The organism is Desulfosporosinus lacus DSM 15449 (assembly GCF_900129935.1).
Classification (GTDB): Bacteria; Bacillota; Desulfitobacteriia; order Desulfitobacteriales; family Desulfitobacteriaceae; genus Desulfosporosinus; species Desulfosporosinus lacus.
Genome location: NZ_FQXJ01000012.1, coordinates 66,827 through 90,736, shown reverse-complemented (window position 1 = coordinate 90,736; position 23,910 = coordinate 66,827). Strand labels below are relative to the sequence as shown.

The 23,910-nt window shown below is 42.6% G+C and carries 21 protein-coding genes; all 21 read right to left on the bottom strand.

All coding sequences use genetic code 11. The features are described from left to right. Window positions 1–3: 3 nt before the first annotated feature. The gene (locus BUB11_RS16350) at window positions 4–1,158 is read right to left on the bottom strand and encodes a DegT/DnrJ/EryC1/StrS family aminotransferase (RefSeq protein WP_073030826.1); all 1,155 of its coding nucleotides are present in this window, start codon (window positions 1,156–1,158) and stop codon (window positions 4–6) included. Continuing rightward, a complete protein-coding gene (locus BUB11_RS16345; protein WP_073030825.1) occupies window positions 1,155–3,014 on the bottom strand; it encodes a polysaccharide biosynthesis protein in 1,860 nt (619 codons plus the stop codon). The genes BUB11_RS16350 and BUB11_RS16345 overlap by 4 nt, the downstream gene beginning before the upstream one ends. A 320-nt stretch (window positions 3,015–3,334) precedes the next feature. Continuing rightward, entirely contained in the window at window positions 3,335–4,030 is a 696-nt protein-coding gene (locus BUB11_RS16340; RefSeq protein ID WP_073030824.1) for a response regulator, read from the bottom strand. Between the two features lie 43 nt (window positions 4,031–4,073). Further along, window positions 4,074–6,419 carry a sensor histidine kinase gene (locus BUB11_RS16335; protein WP_073030823.1) on the bottom strand — a complete coding sequence of 782 codons (2,346 nt, stop codon included), beginning with the start codon at window positions 6,417–6,419 and terminating at the stop codon, window positions 4,074–4,076. Beyond that, window positions 6,409–7,350, bottom strand: coding sequence for a polyprenyl synthetase family protein (locus BUB11_RS16330; protein WP_073030822.1), 942 nt, complete (start codon window positions 7,348–7,350; stop codon window positions 6,409–6,411). Before BUB11_RS16330 ends, BUB11_RS16335 begins: the two co-directional genes overlap by 11 nt. 18 nt (window positions 7,351–7,368) lie before the next feature. Continuing rightward, complete coding sequence (locus BUB11_RS16325; RefSeq protein ID WP_073030880.1) at window positions 7,369–7,569, bottom strand: hypothetical protein; 201 nt, start codon at window positions 7,567–7,569, stop codon at window positions 7,369–7,371. Between the two features lie 129 nt (window positions 7,570–7,698). Then, window positions 7,699–8,379 carry a CpsD/CapB family tyrosine-protein kinase gene (locus tag BUB11_RS16320; RefSeq protein ID WP_073030821.1) on the bottom strand — a complete coding sequence of 227 codons (681 nt, stop codon included), beginning with the start codon at window positions 8,377–8,379 and terminating at the stop codon, window positions 7,699–7,701. Window positions 8,380–8,400: 21 nt separating this feature from the next. Then, entirely contained in the window at window positions 8,401–9,093 is a 693-nt protein-coding gene (locus BUB11_RS16315; RefSeq protein WP_073030820.1) for a YveK family protein, read from the bottom strand. Window positions 9,094–9,177: 84 nt separating this feature from the next. Continuing rightward, a complete protein-coding gene (locus tag BUB11_RS27845; protein WP_200797936.1) occupies window positions 9,178–9,771 on the bottom strand; it encodes a hypothetical protein in 594 nt (197 codons plus the stop codon). A 172-nt stretch (window positions 9,772–9,943) separates the two neighbouring features. Next, the gene (locus BUB11_RS16305; RefSeq protein WP_073030819.1) at window positions 9,944–11,086 is read right to left on the bottom strand and encodes a hypothetical protein; all 1,143 of its coding nucleotides are present in this window, start codon (window positions 11,084–11,086) and stop codon (window positions 9,944–9,946) included. A gap of 213 nt (window positions 11,087–11,299) precedes the next feature. After that, the gene (locus tag BUB11_RS16300; protein WP_073030818.1) at window positions 11,300–12,460 is read right to left on the bottom strand and encodes a Ger(x)C family spore germination protein; all 1,161 of its coding nucleotides are present in this window, start codon (window positions 12,458–12,460) and stop codon (window positions 11,300–11,302) included. A 9-nt stretch (window positions 12,461–12,469) separates the two neighbouring features. Further along, window positions 12,470–14,080, bottom strand: coding sequence for a spore germination protein (locus BUB11_RS16295; RefSeq protein ID WP_073030817.1), 1,611 nt, complete (start codon window positions 14,078–14,080; stop codon window positions 12,470–12,472). A 24-nt stretch (window positions 14,081–14,104) separates the two neighbouring features. Then, a complete protein-coding gene (locus tag BUB11_RS16290) occupies window positions 14,105–15,199 on the bottom strand; it encodes a GerAB/ArcD/ProY family transporter (protein ID WP_073030816.1) in 1,095 nt (364 codons plus the stop codon). A gap of 261 nt (window positions 15,200–15,460) precedes the next feature. Continuing rightward, window positions 15,461–16,396 carry a ribose ABC transporter substrate-binding protein RbsB gene (gene rbsB / locus BUB11_RS16285; RefSeq protein ID WP_073030815.1) on the bottom strand — a complete coding sequence of 312 codons (936 nt, stop codon included), beginning with the start codon at window positions 16,394–16,396 and terminating at the stop codon, window positions 15,461–15,463. A 179-nt stretch (window positions 16,397–16,575) separates the two neighbouring features. Continuing rightward, on the bottom strand, window positions 16,576–17,514 hold the full coding sequence (locus tag BUB11_RS16280) for an ABC transporter permease subunit (RefSeq protein ID WP_073030814.1): 939 nt from the start codon (window positions 17,512–17,514) through the stop codon (window positions 16,576–16,578). Further along, a complete protein-coding gene (locus BUB11_RS16275; RefSeq protein ID WP_073030813.1) occupies window positions 17,507–19,003 on the bottom strand; it encodes a sugar ABC transporter ATP-binding protein in 1,497 nt (498 codons plus the stop codon). The genes BUB11_RS16280 and BUB11_RS16275 overlap by 8 nt, the downstream gene beginning before the upstream one ends. A gap of 24 nt (window positions 19,004–19,027) precedes the next feature. Beyond that, entirely contained in the window at window positions 19,028–19,423 is a 396-nt protein-coding gene (gene rbsD / locus BUB11_RS16270; protein WP_073030812.1) for a D-ribose pyranase, read from the bottom strand. Beyond that, window positions 19,420–20,346 (bottom strand): ribokinase, encoded by a 927-nt coding sequence (gene rbsK / locus BUB11_RS16265; protein WP_073030811.1) that lies wholly within the window; start codon window positions 20,344–20,346, stop codon window positions 19,420–19,422. The genes rbsD and rbsK overlap by 4 nt, the downstream gene beginning before the upstream one ends. Then, on the bottom strand, window positions 20,347–21,348 hold the full coding sequence (locus BUB11_RS16260) for a LacI family DNA-binding transcriptional regulator (RefSeq protein ID WP_073030810.1): 1,002 nt from the start codon (window positions 21,346–21,348) through the stop codon (window positions 20,347–20,349). A gap of 447 nt (window positions 21,349–21,795) precedes the next feature. Further along, window positions 21,796–22,374, bottom strand: a complete 579-nt coding sequence (locus tag BUB11_RS16255) for a Uma2 family endonuclease (protein ID WP_073030809.1) — start codon at window positions 22,372–22,374, stop codon at window positions 21,796–21,798. Window positions 22,375–22,532: 158 nt separating this feature from the next. Further along, window positions 22,533–23,783: a DUF401 family protein gene (locus BUB11_RS16250; RefSeq protein ID WP_282434012.1), complete on the bottom strand. Its 1,251-nt coding sequence runs from the start codon at window positions 23,781–23,783 to the stop codon at window positions 22,533–22,535. Window positions 23,784–23,910: the final 127 nt, after the last annotated feature.

Sequence of the window (23,910 nt, the reverse complement as noted above, 5' to 3'; positions counted from 1 at the left end):
CACTTACACTCCTAATTTACATCTCTTAAGCCGTGCTTTAGAATCAGGTATAGAGGCATACCGAATAGCTTTCTTAACCTCAGCCACGACCATATCGATTTGCTCCTCAGTGATGTTATTAAAAAATGGAATAGCCAAAGTACCGCTTGCCACATGTTCTGTCACCGGGAAATCCCCTTCCTTATACCCAAACATCTCTCGATAGAAAGGCTGAAGGTGAATCGCAGTAAAGTATGGCCTACATCCGACACCCTGATCTAAGAGGGTTTGCATAACAAGATTTCGATTGATCCAAGGTTCAAACCTTATGACAAAAACAAACCAACTCATTTTCGCTCTCTCGTCAATGGTCGGAAGAATAACCCCTTCCACATCCTTAAGCTTTTCCATATAGAAATCAGCAGCTCGTTGGCGTTTAGCGAGGATCTCATCAATACGTTCCAATTGTGCAATACCAAGTGCGCAACTAATGTCACTCATCCGATAGTTGTAACCTAACCGAACATGATCGAGCCACTGAGTATCAATTCCTCGTCCTTGATTCCGAAGGCTATAACATAACTTAGCCAGGTTTTCATTGTTCGTAACAACCACTCCACCTTCACCCGTTGTCATTTGCTTATTGGGGTAAAAGGCGAAGACCCCGGCATTAGACATCGTCCCGGCTTTCTTACCATTCCACTCTGCCCCAATTGCCTCGCAAGAGTCTTCAATAATAGCTAAGCCATGTTTAAGAGCAATACGTCTTATGTCATTCATGTTGGCAGGTTGCCCGAAGACATGAACCGGTAAAATTGCTTTGGTTCTTTCCGTAATCTTCTCCTCAATCTGGGTTGTATCCAAGTTATAGGTCTTCTCATCAATATCAACAAACACAGGTTTGGCCCGTTCAAATAACATACAGTTACTAGAGGAAATAAAACTAAAGGACGTAGTAATTACTTCATCCCCATCCTTTATTCCCAGCGCAGCTATAATCATATGTAAACCACTGGTTCCACTATTACAGGCTATGGCATACTGTGTTCCGGCGTAAGCTGCCATTTTTTCTTCGAATTCATTCAATTTCGGCCCTAAGCTTAACAGATTCGAGTCCAAAACCGCTAGTACGGCTTGTTTTTCTTTCTCAGTGATATCTGGTCTTGCTAACGGAATCATTTAAAAACCCTCCCTATCTCTCTCTTCCCCGGAAGTTGTTTAAACCCCGGCACAACCTCACCCAACTCTTTTACGATCTCTTCCCTCGTCAAGTACGAACCTCTCTCCCTAATCATCTGAACCAAGCCCTCAATCCCTGCAACATCTATTCCATTTGGCTTTGCCACAAAAATTCTCTGATGCTTTGTACTGGCAGCCCCCTCCTCTGCCGTGAGCAGCTCCTCATACAGCTTCTCCCCGGGACGGATGCCTGTATATTCAATCTTAATATCCACATCCACTTCAAACCCTGACAGCCGAATCAAATCTCGTGCCAAATCAACAATCTTAACCGGTTTTCCCATATCCAGAATGAAAACTTCCCCACCCCGAGCCATGGCACCCGCTTGAATCACCAGCTGGGCCGCTTCCGGAATGGTCATAAAGTAACGAACCATCTCAGGATGAGTCACTGTCACAGGACCACCCTTGTTAATCTGTTTCTTGAAGGTGGGAATTACACTTCCTCGACTCCCTAGAACATTGCCAAAGCGAACGGCGACGAAACGCGTCTGGGATTGTCGATCGAGACTTTGAATGATCATCTCCGCCACTCGCTTTGTGGCCCCCATAATACTCGTGGGATTGATAGCCTTATCTGTGGAAATAAGAACAAAGGTTTTTACCTGGGTAACATCCGAGATCTCTGCCACATTATAAGTTCCTAAAATGTTGTTCTTTAAAGCCTCTTCAGGATTTCGCTCCATGAGTGGAACGTGCTTATGAGCAGCAGCATGAAAGACAACTCCCGGTTTGTACCTTCTAAAAACCAATCCGACCTTTTCTATATCTTTCACGTCCAGGATTTCTGTGACAACCTTAACCCCTGGACATTCCGAACGCAGTTCTTGCTCGATATCAAAAATACTGTTCTCCCCACGTCCAGCCAGGATAAGCTTTTGGGGGTTAAATCTACATATTTGCCGACAGAGTTCCGAGCCGATTGATCCACCAGCTCCTGTAATTAAGACGGTTTCTCCTGCCAAATAACCCGCTACTTCCTCAATATCGAGATTCACCTGATCCCTTCCCAATAAATCTTCGATCTGAACTTCCCGGATTTTTAAGCTATCCATTTCTCCACTTAAATAGTTATAAATACCCGGAATGATCTTAATGACCAGTCCACTCTTTTCGCAAATCTCATTAATATCCCGAATCACATCCCCTGGCGCTGAAGGCATAGCAATAATGACTTCTTCAACTTTGTGGGATCTCATAACTCGCGTGATATCCTCCCTGGTTCCTAAGACGGGAATTCCCATCAACTTGAGTTTTTGCTTTTGCGGAGCATCATCGATAATCCCCACCGGATAACCTTCACGATAATTGCTATTTTTCAATTCACGGACCGCTAAGGCCCCTGCATCTCCGGCCCCAATAATCAGGACCCGCTTCGGCATTCCGGAAAAATGCAGGTTGAAAACACTATCTTGTAATATGCGACCTAGGAAACGAGAGCCTCCGATTAAAAACGTGGTGGTCAGCCATAATAACACAGCTACCGTGTTTGGATAGCGCATGGGGGCTAAAAAATAAATGACGAGTATTACACTACTCGTTCCAACCGTAACTGCATAAACAATTGAAAGAAGTTCGCTGATACTGGCATACTGCCAAAGCCGATTATACAGGCCAAATAAGGAGAAGATGACTAAGTAAATCAGCGTTCCAGCCCAAGCTGTATGATAATATGTCAAGAAATATTCCTGAGGAATATTTCCTTCAAAACGGAGGTAAAAGCTTCCAAATGCAGCTAAGTTAACTAATACTGCATCAATCAACATTAAAGCTAAGGATTTCCGGTTAAATTTCATGGATGGACCTTCCTTTACAGTAGTACAAATACAGAATTATCTCCTCCTTACTCAAACCTTTCTGCTTTGTGCAACGTTTTGTATTGATTTCGTCGAGAAAGACGGCAAGATAGTTCTCCAAACCATTAAGGGGTTAATATGTTAGAATTTATTATAAGTCCCTTCCAATATTTGCACATCCGGAGAAACTACAGGGAAAATAAATAAACTTTTAGGTAGTTCCTACAGGTTAACCTTTAATTAATCCTCAGAATGCAAAAGAGCCACACATTGCGTGTGACTCTTTTGCATTCTCTTGTTATTAAACTTAAGCTCATTCTTTAACTGATCTTATCCCCTATCACATTATCCTTTGTATAAATCAATACAGCCTCTAAGCGGGATTTTGCGCCTAACTTTGACAGGATATTGCTGACATGGAAATCCACAGTGCGGTTTTTAATCTCCAATGCAGCAGCGATTTCTCGATTGCGCAAGCCCTGGGCAATTAATTCTATGATCTCTTGTTCCTTTGGAGTCAGAAATGTACCAGGGGCTTTTTTTGACTCCATACTATCCGTTCTAACCTCTTCCCCAACAATGACAGATCTAAGATAGGGGGCCATGTTTTGGGAAAAATAGTACTGACCACTACAATTTGAGACCTGGAATATTGCCGCTGTCATTTCCCTTTTTGAACAGTCTTTAAGAAGAAAGCCACTGGCACCTTTTTTTAAGGAGGCATTAACATACCCCTCAGGGCTTTGTCCGGTAAGCATAATAATCTTAACATTTGAAGCGATCTCTTTAATTTTTTCTATCAAATCGGTTCCACTGAAATCAGGAAGATTAATATCCAGTAATACCACGTCCGGATCTTCCACCTTCACTAGTCTTAAACAATCCCTTCCATTCTTAGCCGTTCCCACCACAGAGATATAGGGCTCAGAAGATAGCAACGATACAGTACCTTCCGCAAAGAGTGTATGGTCATCCACTACTACAACTCTTATGGTCTTTTCTAAACTAGCGAGCATTACCCTTCCTCCTCCTTCAGTAGTTCTAAGACTCTTTACCATTCTAAATCGGAATAGACGCCTTAAGCATCACTCCCTGACCGATCTTTGAAGTAATAGAAAAATCCCCACCCAAGCTTTCTATCCGTTCTTTCATGCCAATAATTCCGAAATGATTGCCCGTTAACGACCAATCTGCTATCTCCTGGGGGTCAAACCCTTTACCGGAATCCTTCATTAACATTTCGATTTTCCTATTGACCAAAGTAATGGTGACATTTACTCTGGACGAACCGGAGTGCTTTATAACGTTATTAATTCCTTCTTGCAAAAATCGAAACGCTACCAGTTCAATATCCTCGTTAAAGCGAGCCTCTCTACTCATTCCTATGACATCTAGTACGATTACCAAAAGCTCTCTTTGCATAATTTGCTCAAACATAACCTCGACAGCAGGAATAAGCCCCAAATCCCGCAAAGAGGATGGGCGCAAATTAGTGCAAATTGAACGAAGTTCATAATTCAAATCCTCTATCATGTCCTGCATTACGGAGATGGTTTGAAAACTATTACTTCCAGCGGGAAAATTTGTAATTAATTCTTTCATCCTGCGGTTTAGATCTAAGCCTATCTGTAAGGATCCGTCATGTATTTCCCGGGCCAGAACTTTCTTTTCTTCCTCCAGGTTACTAAATAATAATCGATTGATTACTTCCAGTCCCTGGCTTCTTCGTTGTGTTTCCCGGGACTTTTTCTCCATGACATTGATTTCCCTGGACAATTGCTTCATGACATGGATCACTTTGAGGCGTTGACCTAATTGATAACACATTGAAGTGAGTAACGGTACTTCATTTGCTTTAAATTTGATATAGGAACGACGATGGCCCAGGAACATTCCGCAGGTAAACTCTTCAGAAACAAAGGGTATGTACAATTCCGCAGGAAAATTGCCGGAAAAACACTCGATGGCCTGCCCGGTGTTTTTAGCTATTCGGTAATAATCCTCCAGGATTGCTTGTTCTGATGGATTGCCAAGATATCGTCCTGCTGCGCTTTTTGTGTGCCACCCTTTTTGATCCTCTGCTATAACAAAGGCACCTTCCAACCCTAGTTGGCTCACTAACTCTTCAACAATTAAAGCTTCATTCATCGAGGATGGGTTCCCGTGTAATGCAACGATTTTAGTTTCAATTCCACCCCTGCCATGAAAAAAGACACTCTTATCCGTGGCATAATGGACGAAAACTTTAAAAAGGTTAAAGATGACCAGCGCCATCCCGGTCAAAGACAACCATAATAGATAAGTCTCAAGCTTTAAATCCTTAATCACTCCTATAAGAAATAAAAAATAAGTAAAAAGAAGGCATGTTAAAATGCCAGAAACCAGAGAGATAATGAGGAACTCCAGAAACATACGGCCATCCGGCAAGCTCCTATTTAGAACAATATAACTAAGGGTAATCGGAACAATTACAATAAAAAGTGCACTGACCTTGGGATTAGCGATAAGCGGGGCATCAATCAGGATGGGAACCGCTGTAAGGATTACAAAGGGCAACAACCCCATGGCCAGACCCGCAAGCACAATGGCAGCCTGATTTTTCTCCGGCTTATCAGCGGGTAATCTAATCAGCCAAACTAAATTCCCTAAAACTGCAACCGTACCGATCAACCCATTGACCAGGGGGAGTTTTCTGATTTCAGCAACCTCAATAACAACCCCTAGCCCATTTAAAACAAGGATCGTAACCAAAAGGGCTGAAATAAGTCCTAAGACCCAAATAATAAGTTGGTTTAGTCGATTAACCTTGTTAGTAAAGACAGAAATAAACTTCACTAAGACGACTGGGACCAGAGAGAAACCAATGGCCTCTAATTCTCTCGCCAAGATCAATCCCCGACTGGAGACCGGGGCTAAGATTATGACTAAACCGGCTAGCCAATTTAACCAGAACAGATCATAAGCCTTGGCCAGGAAGAGTCGCTTAAAGACTGTAACAAGGCCTACCAGCCAAAAGACAACTCCTAAAGTCGCCATCGGGAGTTCACTTAACATTGTATAGGTAAAAGGCGGATTCTCTATTTGGACAACTCTCATGGGCACTTCAGGACTTTTTACGGTAATCGTTGTAGCTCCTTCTGCCTCCCCCCACTTTTTAGTGGACGGATACTTTCCGGGGTCGTCGTGATTAATCTTAATAACCCTATCCCCTGCACGAATTCCCGAACGATAACCCTCGCCATGGGGATCACTAAACGTTACGTTCCAGTTTACTCCACTACTTTTAAGGCTTAGACCAACATATGGTTGATTGAACAGAATAGTAACATATACAACACAAACTATAATAAAGGCGACATTAGCAGTTCGAAGTGCTAGCCGCCTAAACGTTGTTTTATCCAACAAGCTGAATCAACTTCTCTTTACTTTTTTCCGATATTGGGATACGGTTTACAATCTCCAGCGCACGCTGCATATACATCTCGTGAATTACTGAACAATAATGAATAGTCCCTTCGTTGATAACCAATTCTCTTAACTGTCCTTTTTCATTTGTCCCGAAGTTAGTTAAACCTTTGATGGCCAAAGTACTCAGGTACTTTAACTCTTCAGCTTCTATCTCATCCAGAACATTAAGGAGATAAACAAAGGGGAGAGTTTTCCTTCCTTTAATGAAATCACTTTTGGTCTCCAAATTCAGAAAGTCATCGAGATCGTTTTTGATTTGACCCATCATCCCTAAACACATTCCGAATTCTTCTAACCGGTCGACAAGTGTTTGATCAGCTTCTCCTAAGATCGCCCCAATCTTGCAAGCGCCGGCAGTTAATCCACAGGATTTTTTATTAATAACCTTAAAATACTCTTCAAGGGTAATTCTATCTTTACTGTCATTCAAAAACTCCTGAAATTGCCCATCACAGACTTGTAACCCCATTTGGTTAAAAACCTTACTTGCTTCCTCGAAATGCCTGGGGTTAGATAACCCAGAAAGCGCTTTGTAGCTAAGAACCAGAATACAAGTCGCCAGATTAATCCCTTGCGCAGGAGGAACTTTACGCCAAGGAAGATCGTTGTTATCTTGGTCTTGAATATCGTCCAAAATATCCGCTGCCAAGGCGTAAAGTTCCATAGCGACTGCTCCTCGGAGCCCTTCTTCCGGGACTCCCCCAGTGCTATCGCAGGTTATTAGAGTTAATTGGGCCCACCCATACCTGCCCTTGCTTCCAAAACTGGAATCAAGCCAACCATTGATGATGCTTACTACACCCTCGCTCAGACCTGATTCGGTCAAAAGCGATTCTATTTCCTTCGTAATACTTCCGTCCATATCCATGGTATAACTAAGCCCCTTTTATACCCAATAGAGAGTCGGTTTCATGATAGCCTCTAAAGAATTGCCCGACAATTTTTCTTGGGAGAACACTTTGGCTATGGCGTTCAATTCCCGGTTGGTCATTTCCCTGTTAGCTTTTAACTGTGGTAGTTTTACTGAGCTGTGATTTGGGTTTTTAGCTAATTCGTGAACTAATTCAGCAATGTTGTCAAAGTTCATTAAATTACCCCTTTCCTTCTTGAATAAGTTTGACACCTATTCCTAAGATTCCTCCTATTTCAGGAAATATTACGAAAATCTACACATTTGCTTCCTTCTGCTCCAATCATTATCTACAGATCAGACATCTTATTTCTGCTCCGAAGAGTTATGATAGTTGTAATAGTAATAATCGTTGGTATCCATGTCCACTTTATTGAGAACCGCCCCGAGGATCTTAATCCCCAACTTGTCCAGCAGTCCCTTGGCTTTTTGCGCATAATCCTTGTTCACTTCCCCGAAGGCTAATACTAGGATGACTCCATCAACTTCCTGGGCGAGAATCGCTGCATCAGTGACTGCAATAATGGGAGGAGTATCGATGAGGACTATCTCAAATTGGTCACCGACTTCCTCGATGAGGCATTTCATCCGTTTTGATCCGACGAGTTCTGCAGGATTTGGAGGAACAGGACCTGCCGAGAGAACCATGACACCGGGCACAGTCGTTTCCCTTATATATTTATGATAGTCTTGATCTTGAACCAAGGAAACTGATAACCCTTCTCCATTATCCAATCCAAATAGTTTATGCTGAGTTGGATTACGCAAATCAGCATCAATAATAAGAACGGATTTTCCGGATTGAGCCATACTAACCCCAAGATTAGCGACGGTGTGAGATTTTCCTTCCCGAGGACCTGAGCTTGTGACCATTATTATCTGAGTCTCTGAATCCACACTCGTAAACTGGACATTTGTTCTAAGCACTCGATAGGCTTCTGAGATTGGAGATTTCGTTTGTTCGAAAGTAATTAAGGAATACACCAATCAAACCTCCCTCTCTTGCCCTTATTTTCCCATTTCATAGTCTGGAATGATGCCTAGTACTGGTATCCCCAAAAGCTTCTCTACATCACTCGAGGTCTTTACAGTGTTATCCAGATATTCCAGTAGGAAGACCAGCCCAACAGAAGCCATAAGGCCCACAACAAAGGCAATCAGTACGTTCAGGGTTTTTCTGGGCTTAATGGGCTTATCCGGAATTACTGCAGTATCCACAATGCTTACGCTGTCCACTTTTTTAATTTCGATAACAGCTTTAGAAAACTCTTGCGCCATTGTATTAGCAATCGAGGCCGCCAGCTCTGAGTTTGTATTGGTCACCTGGATCTCCAAAATTTCCGTAGTCTTTACTGGATTTATCGAGATCAGACTGTCGAGTCCTTCGACCGTCAGTGGTAAGTTTAAGTCCTTGATCACATTTTGTTCGACAGTGCGACTCTGTGCGATCGTTGCGTAAGTTTTAGCAAGTTGTTGATTAGCTTGAAGCACACTATTATCTAGCATTTGTACTGCCGCTTGTCCAGACTCCGAAGCTTTCTTTCCAACGATCAGCGTTGTTGAAGCTTGATAAACTGGTTTAATCACAAAGAAACTAATAACTCCACTGGTGAGTGCCGCGATGAGCGGCAAGGCCACCACGATCATCCAACGTTTTCGCAACACGTCCCAATACTGCCGCAATTCTATTTTTTCTTCCATGTCAACCTCCCAAATCAGTCCCGTAAACTTGTTCAACATTTTGCTATTTAACTTTTTACAATAATTCCACTAAATAGCCTCTGCCTAAAGCTTTATTGTTATCGACAAATTTCCAACGACACTGCCATTCTTTTTGAGCTCCCCTTGAATTGAAACACTATCGCCGTAAAACGCTCTAAATGTTTTTAGGCTAATCCCATTTCCGCCGTGTGTTCCCGAAATTAAGTCATCGAGGTTCACTAAGGTGGCCTGTCCTCCTGAAAGAGGAATGATTTTATCGATCTTATCCAATTGCAAGTCGCAAGGCTGGTCGACGGTGACACTAAAGCCAGTCACTTGAGTCTTATCCTGAGCACCACTCATGTCAAAGGTTAAGTCATTACTCATTTCATCTGAGTTGTAGGCAGGAACCGTATGCATTTGAATCTTAAGAACCTTAACAGTCGGCTGTGTAGATCCTGGCAGAGGAAGTGGCAGAGATGACATCACATGCCCAGCAATTTTTGATGCGGTTTCATATTGGTCTATGCCTTCTAAGCGAGTGACTGCTGTTCCACTGAAACTGGATAATGAGGGAGTTGCAGTCGTGGCGGAGAAAATTTGTTCTGAAAAACCCAAAACGCACGCCAAGCCGATAGCCATGCTTGTGTAGAATAGCCGTGGCCATTTTTTACGCATGTCGTAAATTATCCCCCTTAAACATTCGATCAAATTTCAATAAGTTTGATCGAAATCTTTGTCTTGAAAAGATTAATTAAAAACAGAGAGCTGGAATCCCCAACTCTCTGTATAATCCATTTGTCCTCTCCCGCAACTTTAGCGAGTGTAATACGCGTTGAGTAAATCCCAATTAATTTACAACCACTGTGATCCTAATTAACTCGTTCATTTCTACTTGTGAATCATTAATTCTATAAGCAGTTATGACTGTTGTACCTTTTGTAGTACCGGCTTTAATTGAAGAGCCATCCTCGGCAACAGTCGCAATCGCTGAATTGTCGGTCTTCCAAGCAAGCAGACCTGCAAGGTTAAATGCGCCAGTATCTATCCCTTTGACAGAAAAAACAAGTTTAAGTTTATTATCACTTTTTTTCAATTTCACAGGCGTCAAGGGATCGTAGATAGTCCCGTTGATTTTGTATTGGATTTGAGAGCGGATTATTGACATTCCTACGGCCTTTTCAGCGGCATTCGATGGATCAATGACCGCCCCAATCTGACGTTGCGTATCAACAAGCAAATCTATATTCCAGCCAATATCTGCGAGCTTTTGATCAAAGACGTGGTACTTACTATTCTGAGGATCTGCAACATTGTGCAAGGCCGTTTTCAGCCATTCAACGAATGTATCCTTGATTTCTGTGTTAGAACTGCCTACAAGGCCTAATATAACGGATGGATTTTTCTTAATTTCTTTTTTGATCTCTTTTTGGAGCTCATCTTGCGTAGCCATCATGAAACCATAGAATAATTCTACTTTAAAGTCATCTCCGAAAAGTGTTCTGATTGTTCTTTCATTTTCAATTTTAAAATTTACGAGCGCACTTTCCAAAGTAGCAGTGTCATCAGAATAGCGGACCGCTTGAAAATCACGGAGGGCCTTAATGAGTGCCACTTTTGCATCAAACCTCGTAAAACCACTCGCTTGAAATCTTGCAACTACTTGGTCCGTCAAAATTCCATCAGCGCTATCGCTTAAAGTCCCATCTTGAACTGAAGTCAAGAAATTTGTTCTTGCTTCATTGATGGAGTCCTTTTCACTAGGATTAAGATAGCCGCGATAGGACATAATTTCAGTCACGATTTGGTCAAGAGTTGCCGTATGTGACGAACCGCCTTGGTCAGCGATTTGTACGGAAATTTGCGTAACAGTTGCCGCCCCTATGCTAATGCCAGTAGGAATTAAACCCTCTGCGAAGGCATTGAAAGGGATCATAGTAAGTGCCATACCAGCAATGGCTAGTGAAGCTAAAACCTTGTTTATTTTTTTCATGGAGTGAATTTCTCCTCTCTACATTTAGCCTTCTCTATCTTTAGAGATGAACTATCTTATAATCCCTTACCATTTTCAGTTAAACTGCATAGATCTTGATTTATTATAAGACTGTTCCAGAATTTGTACATCCGTAAAAACTACAGGTCGAATAAATAAAATTCCAGGTAGTTCCTACAGGTTCCGTTATATCATGCTTAACTTTCAAATCGATTAAAGCGGTTGCTTAATCAAACCAATATCGAAGATTTTGGAATTAACAACGATATCCACTTCAGCCTTCGGGAACTCCTCTGCCCAATTTTCTTTTATGTTTTGCCATTCCTGCGGAAATTTTCGGCTTAACTCAGTCCCAAACCCCAAAATATCGGTACTGTATTTTTCTTGGGCTTTATCAACAATACTCCTGATTTCTTTTTCTATTACCTCACACTGGCTCTTCTTTAACTCCATAAGTTTTTCCGGATTGCCCAAATCTGTCAGGCACGCCTGCTCAGCCAAACGAGATTCTACATTGATAGTAATCGTGAATTTCAATTGGCCATCGCTTATATCCGATTCGATTTTCCGGTTAGCCCTTTTAATTTCCATGGAAACTTTTTTATTTTCCTCACCCGGACAGGGAAAGGTAATTACTCCCGATTCAACCTTACCTTGGCTCCACAAATAACCTCTAGTTTCTAGTGGATCCAGCCTTCCGATGAGCTTGTCTCTCTGGAAGACCGCAGCACCGTTAAGAAGCAAGGCTTTTCTAGGATTATTAGGATCGAGTTCAATGTTACTGAGGACAACCCCTGGCGAATCGTAAGCTAGCTGCTTCATGGTGTCGAGTAGGTTGGTAGCTACTGTTTTTGATGTTGCTCCAAAATCATTAAGCATCATATCAAGCTGTTTTGCCGACAGACTCTCCAAAGTGGGTTGGGCTTCAAGGATATCGGCTGCTTCTCCCGGGGTAACTAATACCCAAGTAAGTGGATGCATTTCGGCGTCCCGGTTGAAAACATCGAGTATCGGCAGGATTCCCTCCCTAGCTATCTCATTACCAAAAATGATAGCAGTGTTATGAGGATAATATAATTTGCGCCCAGACTTTAATACAAGATTTCTTATGGCATCAAAGACGGTATCTCCAGTGCTACTCATTATAACACTGGCTCTTTCGCTTCCTGAACTGCCTCCAGTACCTGATTCCTGGGAATCAGAGGTGCGTACAACTCGAACGGAAAATTTGATATCATTATTTTCTCCTTTGTCAAGGGCAATCAGCGTAACAATTGCACGTCCCTCTAATTCCTTACGGTCCCAGCAACCGGTTATCAGCCAAGAAATCCCTAAGATTAAAAATAAATAGATTACCCTTTTCCCTTTTTGCATGCTCTAACCTCATTTTTTCTTTGGAGATGGCCTGGTTGAACGTCCTCTAATAGAATTCCAGGCTCCTAAAAGCCGGGGACGGGTATTTAATGTCCAAGCAGGAGCTTTAACCAGGACATCTTGCCAATCGTCTAGATTCGCCGGGGCCAAAGGTGCCAGGTAGGGGATCCCAAAAGAGCGTAGTTTTGTTAAATGAATAAAAAGGACCATACTCCCCATCAAGAGGCCAAATATGCCCAGAAGCGAAGCCCAAGTCATGAGAAAGAGGCGACTAAGAGGAACAACATCCCCTAAAGATGGGATAACAAAACTAGCGATACCAGTTAAGGCTACAAAGATAATCACTGTCTCACTGACCAAGTTCGCCTTTGATGCAGCTTCACCAATTACTAAGCCTCCGACAATACTAACCGCTTGCCCGATCGGACGAGGCATGCGAACTCCGGCCTCCCGTAATATTTCAAAGATCATTCCCATGATAAAAACTTCCACGTATGCAGGGAAAGGTGTCCCTTCTCTGGATTTTGCCATGCTAACTAACAAGGGAGTTGGAATTAAGTCTGGATGAAAACTCTGGATAGCAATATACAATGCCGGCAGGTAAAGAGCAAATATCAGGGAAGCAATCCTAAGCCAGCGAACTATAGTAACAAAATAAGGCCGAGAATAATAATCCTCAGAGCTTTGCAAAGCTTCAACCAAAAGATAAGGAACTGTCAAAGCAATAGGAGTGCCATCTACAAATATGCCAATGCGCCCTTCTAGTAGCTTCGCAGCTAGAATATCCGGCTTTTCCGTATTGCCAACCGTGGGAAAGATTGAGACCGGAGCATCTTCAATCAATTGTTCGATATAGCCGCTTTCCAAAATTCCGTCGATATCAATTCTTTGCAAACGGTTTCTTACTTCATTGACTAATTTTTCGTTGACGACTCCCTTTAAATAGGCAAAACAGACAGTTGTTCTCGTTCGAGTCCCCAGATTTAATTGTTCTAAGATTAAGTTTTCATTAGTAATCTTACGCCGTAATAAAGAGAGATTTATCCCCAGACGCTCATTAAACCCTTCCCGGGGTCCCCGCACAACAGATTCGGTAGCTGGTTCTATTATCGCACGACCTTCGAACCCTTTACTATCGAAAATCAAGGCTGAATTAAAACTGTCAAGAAGTAAAGCTACATTTCCTCTTAAGATGCTGTCAATAACATCTTGAAGCTGACTAAATTCCTGCACCCTGTTATTGGGCACAGCATAATCCCTGATGAACATGAGCAAGTTATGCTGATTAAGCTCCTGCCATAGTTTTTCCCTCGCGAAATCAAACATTAAGGGTTTTAAGATAGTTGCATTGATTGATTCGGCTTTAACCAGACCGTCGATATAGATTAGGGCCGCGCTCTTATTGGGGTCAAAACCGACCTTGAATTCACGAAAAACAATATCTACGCTACCCCGAAACCGCTCTTTCAGAACGGTAAGATTGGATGTTAAGAGAGAAGTAAGTTTATTAACTTCAGTTTCAGGCTCATTAGAAGAAGGACGGCTATCATTCTCTGTTTTCGGTTGGCCGTTAGCTGGTGTTTTTTTTAGATCCCTTAGTTTTTTTAAGTTCTTTAACAATTTAGCGCTGCCCCCTCCCCAAATTCATGTCTTCTTTATTCCGTGACGAATTAAGCTGACAATAAGTAACATTATGATCAAGAAAACTTCGATAAATATAGCCAAGAAAGGGAAAATTGTCTCCGTAAACTGATTTATTTCCGTAATATTGCTAAATACAAACACCGATAGGATTAGCATGATAACTCCGAAATATGGCGTCAAAGTCTGATACCTTTGTATTTTGAAAATCTGGGCTAGTCCCAGAACGCTTGAATAATAGAGTATGACCATGCTTACAAAAGCACCGGCAATCTGAAATATAATGACTACAGTTTCAATACGCTCAAAAAAATCACCAACTTTAATGATCTGAGCAAGACGAAATACCGGATATACTTGTTGGCTGCTATAACTTGTACCGAAAATGGTGATCAGGGACATCAATGTCATAATGGACAGAATAGTCCCACTGCCAATGGCAATCCATTTTGCTTTAAGACTTTCTTTAGGGTTGTTATGATACGGTATAAATACCCCCATTGTGATGCACACCCCATACAAACTAATGGGTAAAAGGCTTAACTTTAGTAATTCCCAGACGTTATGTTGAAAAACCGGTCGCAAATTTCCTAGTTCGACCCGATTCACGCTAAAGGTCAAAATGATCAGCAATGCAATAATCATCAGTGGAGCAATGATTTCGCTCAGCCTGGCAACTACCTCTAAACCGGCATTGACTGCATAGAGGGTAATCAAAAGCAGAATGAAATTGATAGCTAGTTCCGGAGTGCCTGTCAAGAGTACTGTATCAATAAATTTACTGACGGTTTTTAAGACTATCAGTGTCATGTACCCAAAAAACAGGACAAATAAAAGGCCTGAAATCTTACCCAGCCATGGGCCCAGAATTGTCTCGCTGTATTGAATCATCGTCTGCCGAGGATACCTCATGCCGAGGATAAAATAAATTATAGCAAGTGCAGCATCTATAACGAAGGTTATAAGCATTACTTGCCAAACGTCTTGTCTGCTTTGTTCAATCAAAATTCGAGGTAAACCAAACATAATTGTACTTAACAAAAGAGAAAAGAGCATTAAAGTAAATTGCCGGGTAGATATTTTTCCGTTTTCTAACATTTTCGACTCCCATTTTCATCAAAGTACAAGATTATTCTATTGTAACCTTTCAAAATTTTTCTATGTAGAGCTGACCTCAAGAACGAACATACCAATAATATTCTTATTTATCCATTAGCTCATAGGGATGCTATCAGCCTCAGCTTGTTCCGTTGTCAATGGCAGATGGTTCCACAATACTTCACTAGCGGCCAGCATTAATCAGATAATGCAAGAAAAAGAGGCTGAAGCACTTGCTCCAACCTCTTTCCTTGTTTCTTTTTACTTTGTAACCAGCTCTAACTCAACTGGGATACTAGAGTCAACCTTTTCCCCATTAGCTACCTTCAGGGCAGTCTCTAATGACGTTTTCCCGATCAAATCCGGTTTTTGAGCGACTGTTGCCGCCATTTTTCCTTCTTTAACGGCTTTTACAGCGTCATCGGTTGCATCGAACCCTACTACCATAATGTCAGTCTTGCCTGCCGCTTGAATGGCACTGAGGGCCCCTAAAGCCATTTCATCGTTATGGGCGAACACGGCTTTAATATCTTTATTCCCTTGCAGGATATTTTCCATGACCTTTAATCCTTTAGCACGATCGAAATCTGCCGGTTGAGAAGCTACAACTTTCACTCCGTCTTTGCCATCAACAACATTATGAAAGCCTTGACCTCGATCACGGGCTGCCGATGTTCCCGCGATCCCTTGTAACTCCACAAGGTTACCTTTGTTGCCTAAAGTTTTTAGAATATAGTCAGCAGCCATGCTGCCACCTTTTACGTTATCAGAAGCAATATGAGAAACCACTGTCCCTCCATTGGAAGCCCGGTCCACTGTGATAACCGGAATGTTGGCTTTATTAGCCGATTCCACGGCTGAGACAACTGCCGCACTGTCGGTTGGGTTAACCAGAATTACATTGACCTTTTTCTGAATCAAGTCTTCTATATCGCTAATTTGTTTAGCTGTATTGTCGCGAGCATCTACTACTAACAGATCTGCTCCAGCTTCCGTAGCAGCTTTTTCAGCACCTTCCTTGAGGGTTACGAAGAAGGGGTTGTTTAATGTGGAGATAGAAAAACCAATTGTTACTTTTTCATTTGGTTTAGCTGCCTCTTTATTCTCTAAGTTGGATTGAGTCGTTCCACAACCAATCAGACTAATAGTCATGAGAACTACTAGCATTATCATCCAGATACTATTTCTTCTTTTCATTTTTCTTCTTCCTTTCTATAGGGCGGCCTGCCGCCATGATTTCCATTATTTAATATAAATCAAGAACATTTCCAGCGTTCGCATCATCCTCCTTTATGAGAACCTATATCCACAACTGATAAAACTGGTTGTTCCATTCAGTTGGAGATCCGAAAGTTTGCTTCACTCACCCAGAAGTATTATTTCTTCTTGGAGCGGTCCAGCAAGACCGCCAGAAGAATAACTCCGCCTTTGACAACCTGTTGGTAAAAAGATGAGACATTTAAGAGATTTAAGCCGTTATCGAGTATTCCAATAATCATAGCCCCGATTAAGGTTCCCACGATCCACCCTTTTCCGCCCGAAAGACTCGTTCCCCCCAGCACTACAGCTGCAATGGCATCAAGCTCGTAAGACGTCCCTGCAGTGGGCTGAGCAGAATTCAGGCGCGAAGTCAGGATGATTCCACTTAAAGAAGCCATTAAACCGCTCATACTGTAAACAAGAATTTTTACTCGATTGGTATTGATACCGGAGAGGCGTGTTGCTTCTTCATTCCCTCCCAAAGCGAATACGTGACGTCCAAAGGATGTAAATTTTAAAATAACATAGAGTACTCCAAAAGCTACTAACATCCAGATAACGGGCATTGGAATTTCGAGGAGATACCCTCGTCCAATCATACCAAAGGCATCTGGCAGACCGGTGATGGGTTTTCCTTCTGTATAAACCAAGGTTAAGCCACGAAAAATCGTCATAGTCGCCAGTGTAGCAATAAACGGTGCGACTTTTCCTCGGGCAATGACTACCCCATTTACCGTTCCCATCAACGTCCCAGACAAAACGCCTATCCCGATTGCCAGCCAAGAATTTGTACCTGAGGCCATCATCCCTGCGGCAAAAGCACTTGAAAGTGCAATAATCGAACCTACAGAGAGGTCAATCCCGCCTGTTAGAATGACAAACGTCATCCCATAGGCAATCAGGGCATTAATCGAAACTTGACGAAGTACATTAAAAATATTGCTTACGGTCAGAAAGTCTGAATTGACCATTGATAAGATGAAGACGATGAGGATCAAACCCACAAGGGGTCCCATGCGCTGCAGAATCCCACTGTTTCCTTGGACTTTACCCATGACTTTTCCCTCCTGTTGCAGCAACCATAATAGTTTCTTGAGAAGCATTTTCGCGTGCGAATTCCCCAGTGATTCGTCCTTCATGCATGACTAAAATTCGATCGCTCATTCCGAGAACCTCTGGAAGTTCTGAAGAAATCATGATGATTGAAACCCCTTTTTGAACGAGCTGATTCATTAAGTCATAGATTTCTCGCTTCGCCCCGATATCTACACCCCTTGTCGGTTCATCAAGGATTAAGACCTTAGGCTGAGTCGCCAGCCATTTACCGATCACGACTTTCTGCTGATTTCCCCCACTTAAAGAGCTTACCTCTTGTCCAGAATGATGGACTTTTACTTTCAGTTTCCGAATACTATCGTCCACAAACTCCTGTTCCGAGCGATGACTTATGAAGCCAAAGCGTGAGAGTGATCGTAAATTGGGCAAGGCCAGATTCTCTCGAACTGACAAATCAGTGACAAGCCCTTCCCCTTTTCGATCCTCCGTAATCAAAGCCAACCCAGCCTTAATCGCTTCAGCAGGCCCCTTAATCGTCACCAGTTTACCATTCACGAAGATCTTTCCGTGATACTTCCCTACTCCAAACAATGCCTTCGCTAATTCAGACCGACCAGCTCCCATTAAACCTGCAATTCCCAAGATTTCTCCGGCCCGTACATTAAAGTTGATATTATAAAGTTTTCCGTCTTGAGCAAGTCCTTCTACACGAAGACGTTCTTCTCCGATTTTCGATTCTACCTTAGGAAAACGCTCTTTGATCTCTCTGCCAACCATCATCTGTACTAATTCATCCATTGTTGTGATATTGGTATCCCTAGTGCCAATATAACGTCCATCACGCAAAACTGTTATCCGATCACTGATTTGGAATATTTCCTCCATACGGTGGGATATATAGATCATCCCCACTCCTTGGGTCTTCAAAGCCTCAATAAGCTGGAAGAGTTTCTCGATTTCTCGTTTAGTCAAAGCCGCTGTGGGCTCATCAAGAACCAAAATTTTCGCGTGCATAGAAAGTGCTTTAGCAATTTCCACCATTTGTTGTTGTCCGACTGACAATTCCCCTACCAAGCTGTCCGGGTTCAAATCCATCCCCAGTTGCTGTAAATAATTATTCGCTTCAGCACCCATTTTGGACCAGTTTATAAAACCCGTCCGACCCCATTTGAACTCGCGTCCTAAAAACATGTTTTCAGAGATGGTTAGATCGGGGATCATATTAAGTTCCTGATGAATGATCGCCACGCCTAAAGCTTGGGCAGTTTTAGGTGAACTAGCTGCAGACTCAGTTCCTTGAATCTGAACAGAGCCAGCATCCTTACTATAAATTCCAGAAAGAATTTTCATCAGGGTTGATTTCCCGGCTCCATTCTCTCCCATCAAGGCATGAACTTCCCCTTGGCGGAGCGAAAACTGAACATCTTCTAACACCTTGACTCCGCTGAAGCTCTTGTGGATACCTTCCATCGTCAAGAGATCTGTCATACCTAAATCCCCCCTTTGAAATTTTTAGAAGATAACGCCCGCTTCCAGCACGACATTGGCATAGGGAGTAAACTCGCCTGTACGAATCACGGCCTTTGCCTCTTGAGTTAAGGCTTTTAACTCTTCATGGGTGACGATCCTAGTCTGAACACCGAGTAATAGCCTGAGTAACTCTTCCTTTGTTGCAGCGCTGGCTGATTCCATTTCTTGAGCTACAAAGGCATTTTCTACACACATTTCCAGAAGAACGGTCTCCACGGTCTCAATAAACGATGGGACTCCCTTCTTTAAGGCCAAGTCGATTCTTTTGACATGAGAAGGAATAGGTAAGCCCGCATCTGCGATGACAATCCGATCCATATGCCCCAACTCACCTATCACTCGTGATATTTCACTATTTAAGATGCCGATTTTCTTCATCTGCTTCCCTCCTGAAAATAAGCTTCTACTTCGGCCAGAGAAGGCATCCCACCCTGAGCGCCAAATTTTGTAACTGCAAGAGCCGAAACCTTAACTGCAAATTCAGCCGCTTCTCGAATAGATTTCCTCTGGGCCAGCGCATAGGCCAAGCCAGCATTAAAAGCATCTCCCGCTCCCGTAGTATCCACAACAGGGACCATATGACCCGAAATACTTACCAGACTGCCGCCTGATTCCTTGAAAGCGACTCCTTCAGCTCCAAGAGTCGTGACACAACATGAAACCCCAACCTCAAATAGCCCTTGAATTCCTTGATCAATGGCAGACTCCTCGGACATCTCTGTCAGCAAGGCGAGTTCAGAGCGATTGGGAGTTAAATAATCCACTTGCCTGAGCAGATCCTGGGAAAGGCTTTGGGCAGGGGCCGGATTAAGCATTACGAGCGTCCCGTGCCTTCGTGCCAGCTTAATGGCATACTCCACGGTCTTCAGAGGGATTTCCAGTTGCAGGAGCACAAGATCTGCTTCGGAAATTATGCCTTCATACTGGTCCAAATCCTCAGGTAAACACTGGGCATTCGCTCCCGGAACCACCACAATACTGTTATCCCCTTCAGCCAGGAGAATTGAGGCTACTCCAGTAGCTTGTGAATCGAGCACCTTAATACTCGATGTACTTACTCCATCTGCTTGTAAGGCTTTTTTAAGTTCTTCCCCAAAAGCATCTGACCCAACTGCTCCAATCATAGTCGTCTCAGCACCTAAACGAGCTAGGCCTATTGCTTGGTTGGCACCTTTACCACCGGGAACAAAATGTATCTCTTCCCCCAACACCGTTTCCCCACGTTTTGGAGCTCGAACAGCTTTAACAACTAAATCCATATTCAGACTGCCAATAACAACAACCTTTGGCCGCTGATCCATTTAGGACTCCTCCTTGTGGGTCGATTTTCTGGGAATTAAAGTGACATCTAGTTCGATAAGCTTATTTTCACGGGTCCCGCTCTCGATCTCGTCCAGCAAAATCTGAGCAGCTAATCCTCCCATCTCATAAACTGGCTGGGCTATGGTCGTCAATTCCGGTTCGGTAATCTCAGTCAAGCCAATTCCATCGAAGCCGCATACTTTGACCTGTTCCGGGACTGGAATTCCTCGTTCATGCAAGGCCTTGAGGGCCCCAACCGCCATAAGGTCATTACCGGCAAAAATCCCATCTAAGTCAGGATGACGGACAAGGAGCTGTTCCACAGCCTTCTGTCCACTCTCGATATCAAAATTACCCTGTTCCATCAGACTGGGCGAATACTCTCGCAATCTTCCGGCAATCTCCTCATATCCTAGCATGCGCTCTCGAGCGGTGATAAATTCCTGTGGCCCGTAGATATGAGCGATTTTTTGACAACCTTGTTCTACTAGATGCTTGACAGCCAGTTTCGAACCTTCTCGGTTATTTGAGCGTATTACTGCACAGGATGCAGTATTCAAGCCTCTATCCAATAAGACGATCGGAATCTGTTCCTTTCTTAACGCTTCAACATCTTCTTCAAGAATCGTATTAGAAGCGAATATGAAACCATCTACATACTTTTTTTTAAGGACTTTGATATATGAGCTCTCTTTTAGGCCTTGATCGTCCGAGTTACCTAAGATAACCGTCAGGCCTTTCTTATGGGCTACATCTTCGACTCCTCGTGCCAATGCAGGAAAAAATGGATTTAATATATCCGGTAAGATTAAGGCAATAATCCCCATCTTCTTACCAGCCAAGCCCCGAGCTACAGCATTTGGCTCGTATTGCAGTTGCTCGATGGCTTTCAGCACTTGTCCTGCGGTCTCAGGATTCACAGAGTCCGTTTTGTTAATCACTCGAGAGACTGTAGCCACAGACACTCCCGCTAAACGCGCAACATCTCTAATCGTTGCCAATAGAGAACACCCTCAATCCGGTTATATTGTAATCGGTTACATTATTTTAATTCCACTGTTTCTGCATCTTGAAATAGATAACCCTAAACAAATGTATTCTATGACATTTTTCTTGAAAATGGTCATAAAATAGCCTGTTCCATCCCAGTTGCTAAGCTTTTTCTTCTATAACTAATATAAGGATCAAACCTAATGTAAACGGTTACATTTATAATATAATTTTAGCTTTTTCAGAATGCACTGTCAATCCCTATTTCTGTTAGTAGATTACCCTTAATATGATCAATTTAAGTATCAAAATGATCGAAATGTTATTCTTAGCTTTACAGTAGAATAAGGAACATCCACTTGAAGAAGTGGGTGTCTCGGAATTGATTAAACGATTTTTACAACGCACATGCCAAAGGCCACACTTCAAGTGTGGCCTTTGGCATGTGCGTTGTAAATCTATTGTGAAGTAAAAACTTCACTCAAATCTATTACTAAATCCGGAAAAATGGATACCGCTATTTTATCCTCTTCGGTATATATCTCAGTTCTCCCATATCTTTGATTAATTTGCAGTACAACTACACTCACAAGTTTTTGATCAGGTTCAACAATCCAATATTCTCTAACACCAGCTTTTTCATATTTATTGAACTTGACAACCCTATCCATTTTTATTGATGAAGGAGAAATAATTTCAATGATCATATCTGGTGCTCCATTGCATCCTTTATCATCAATTTTAGATTTGCCACAGATAATGGATATATCGGGTTCAACAATGTTTTTTACTTCATACTCATTTTTTTCTGAGCCTAATGGCAATCTTACACAAAAAGGAGCAGGATATACTTTGCATGGTTTGCCTATCAAATGATTAGCAATTTGTCTTACTAATTCCGTAAGTACTTCTTGGTGTACAGGTGTCGGGGATGCTTGCAGATATTGTACTCCGTCAATGATTTCCCATCTCTCATCTTCTGGATATGTCAAGTAGTCTGCAAACGTGTACTTTTTATCTTCTCGAGATAATGGCATAATTAGCTCCCCTTTTATTTTCAAATGCTCTTATCAGACACATCGATTAACACGTTCCCATGCTGCCATTATACCATTTTATGGGTAAAAGGTCACGATGTTCAGAGTTGTAAGCAAAATTCATCTTAGAACTAGTTAATAGGGAACCAATATACACATTATATGAACTGAGTTAAGATAACAATCGCAACGATGATACCCTCAAGAAATAGTACAGGGCGCAGAGCCTTGAATATGTCTGCCTTGAAGTACTCTCCCGTTACAATAAGACAAAGATGTGCCGGTGAGAGCATCGATCCGGCTATGCCCATCACGTACGCAGTTGTGGCGGTATTCACATTCCCCGGCGCTAGGACTGCGACTATGGGAAAGGTAATGGCGACAACGCCTTGAGGTGATCCTGTAAGAACTCCGACCATTAGAGCACAGAGTCCTATCATAATTGAGATGGGAAGACTCACTCCTTGCAAAAGCGCGACAAGTTCCTGAACTAAGCCTGAAGCCGTCAGGGTATGTTGAAATAACATGATGCTGAGAATTCCCCAAAGAAGTTTTAAGTCAAAGGACTTACTCAACATCCGAATTACTTGTTCCCGTTGTATGCGGAGAATTACAACCATTCCAAGAACGACTACCCCCATGGATACCGCTGCACTAAAGTGGAAGCTGACAACAAGGATGATGTTCACAATAATAGGACCAAGAGCGAGGAGTAGGTAACGCATAGACCGCGAGGAAGTTCTGATCTCAGAAGCGTCAACAAGTGTGGTTTCCAACGAAGCGGAAACTTCGAGCTCCGTTTGATTTTTGAACTGCTCTTGAGAACGAAATTTCTTCCCAGTTAAAAGGAATAAACACCCCAGGATCAGTGCCAGGAATGTGTATCCTCCCATGTGAGTGACTAATGAACCTAAGGGAATCGATGTAATTTGACTGCCGAGGATTAAGGCTGGAACAATGGGGTTCGCATATTCCCAAATATGGCGAAACCAGTAGTTGATTGTCACCTTGTTTTCCGAAGTGAGGGAGTACTTTTTACTTGCGTGCTCAACCATGGGGGCAGAGAACATCGCTCCACCCAGTGAGGGAAGCAGACCCAGGAAAGCAGGCATAAGGACAAGCAGCACGCGATCACTTCGCAACAGTGCTTTCATAGAAGTCATAAAACCTTCTATGGTTCCACTTGTTCTCAATAGGAACTCAAGACACATGACAAAAAACATCGCCAGCATAACTTCCCAGGTGCTGGTTTCCAGTAAGGTGGCTCGGAGCGCAGTAGATGCTTTTTCCCACGTTGGCGAAGCAATTAAAAATAAGATCATCGAGCCAGCTAACATAGCATGCCCAATTTGAACGCGCCTCCGAAGAAGCCAAACGACGAGGAACAAGGTACTTAATATTTTCAACATAACAGTCATGTAGGCTTAACGTCCCTTCTAACGCAATTGACTCGGGCAAATTTCCTTTAAGCTTGGTTCAAGTGCTTTCGATAAGGAGCCCTTTCGAGAAATCTTCATTTCTTTAGTCTTTGCTTAA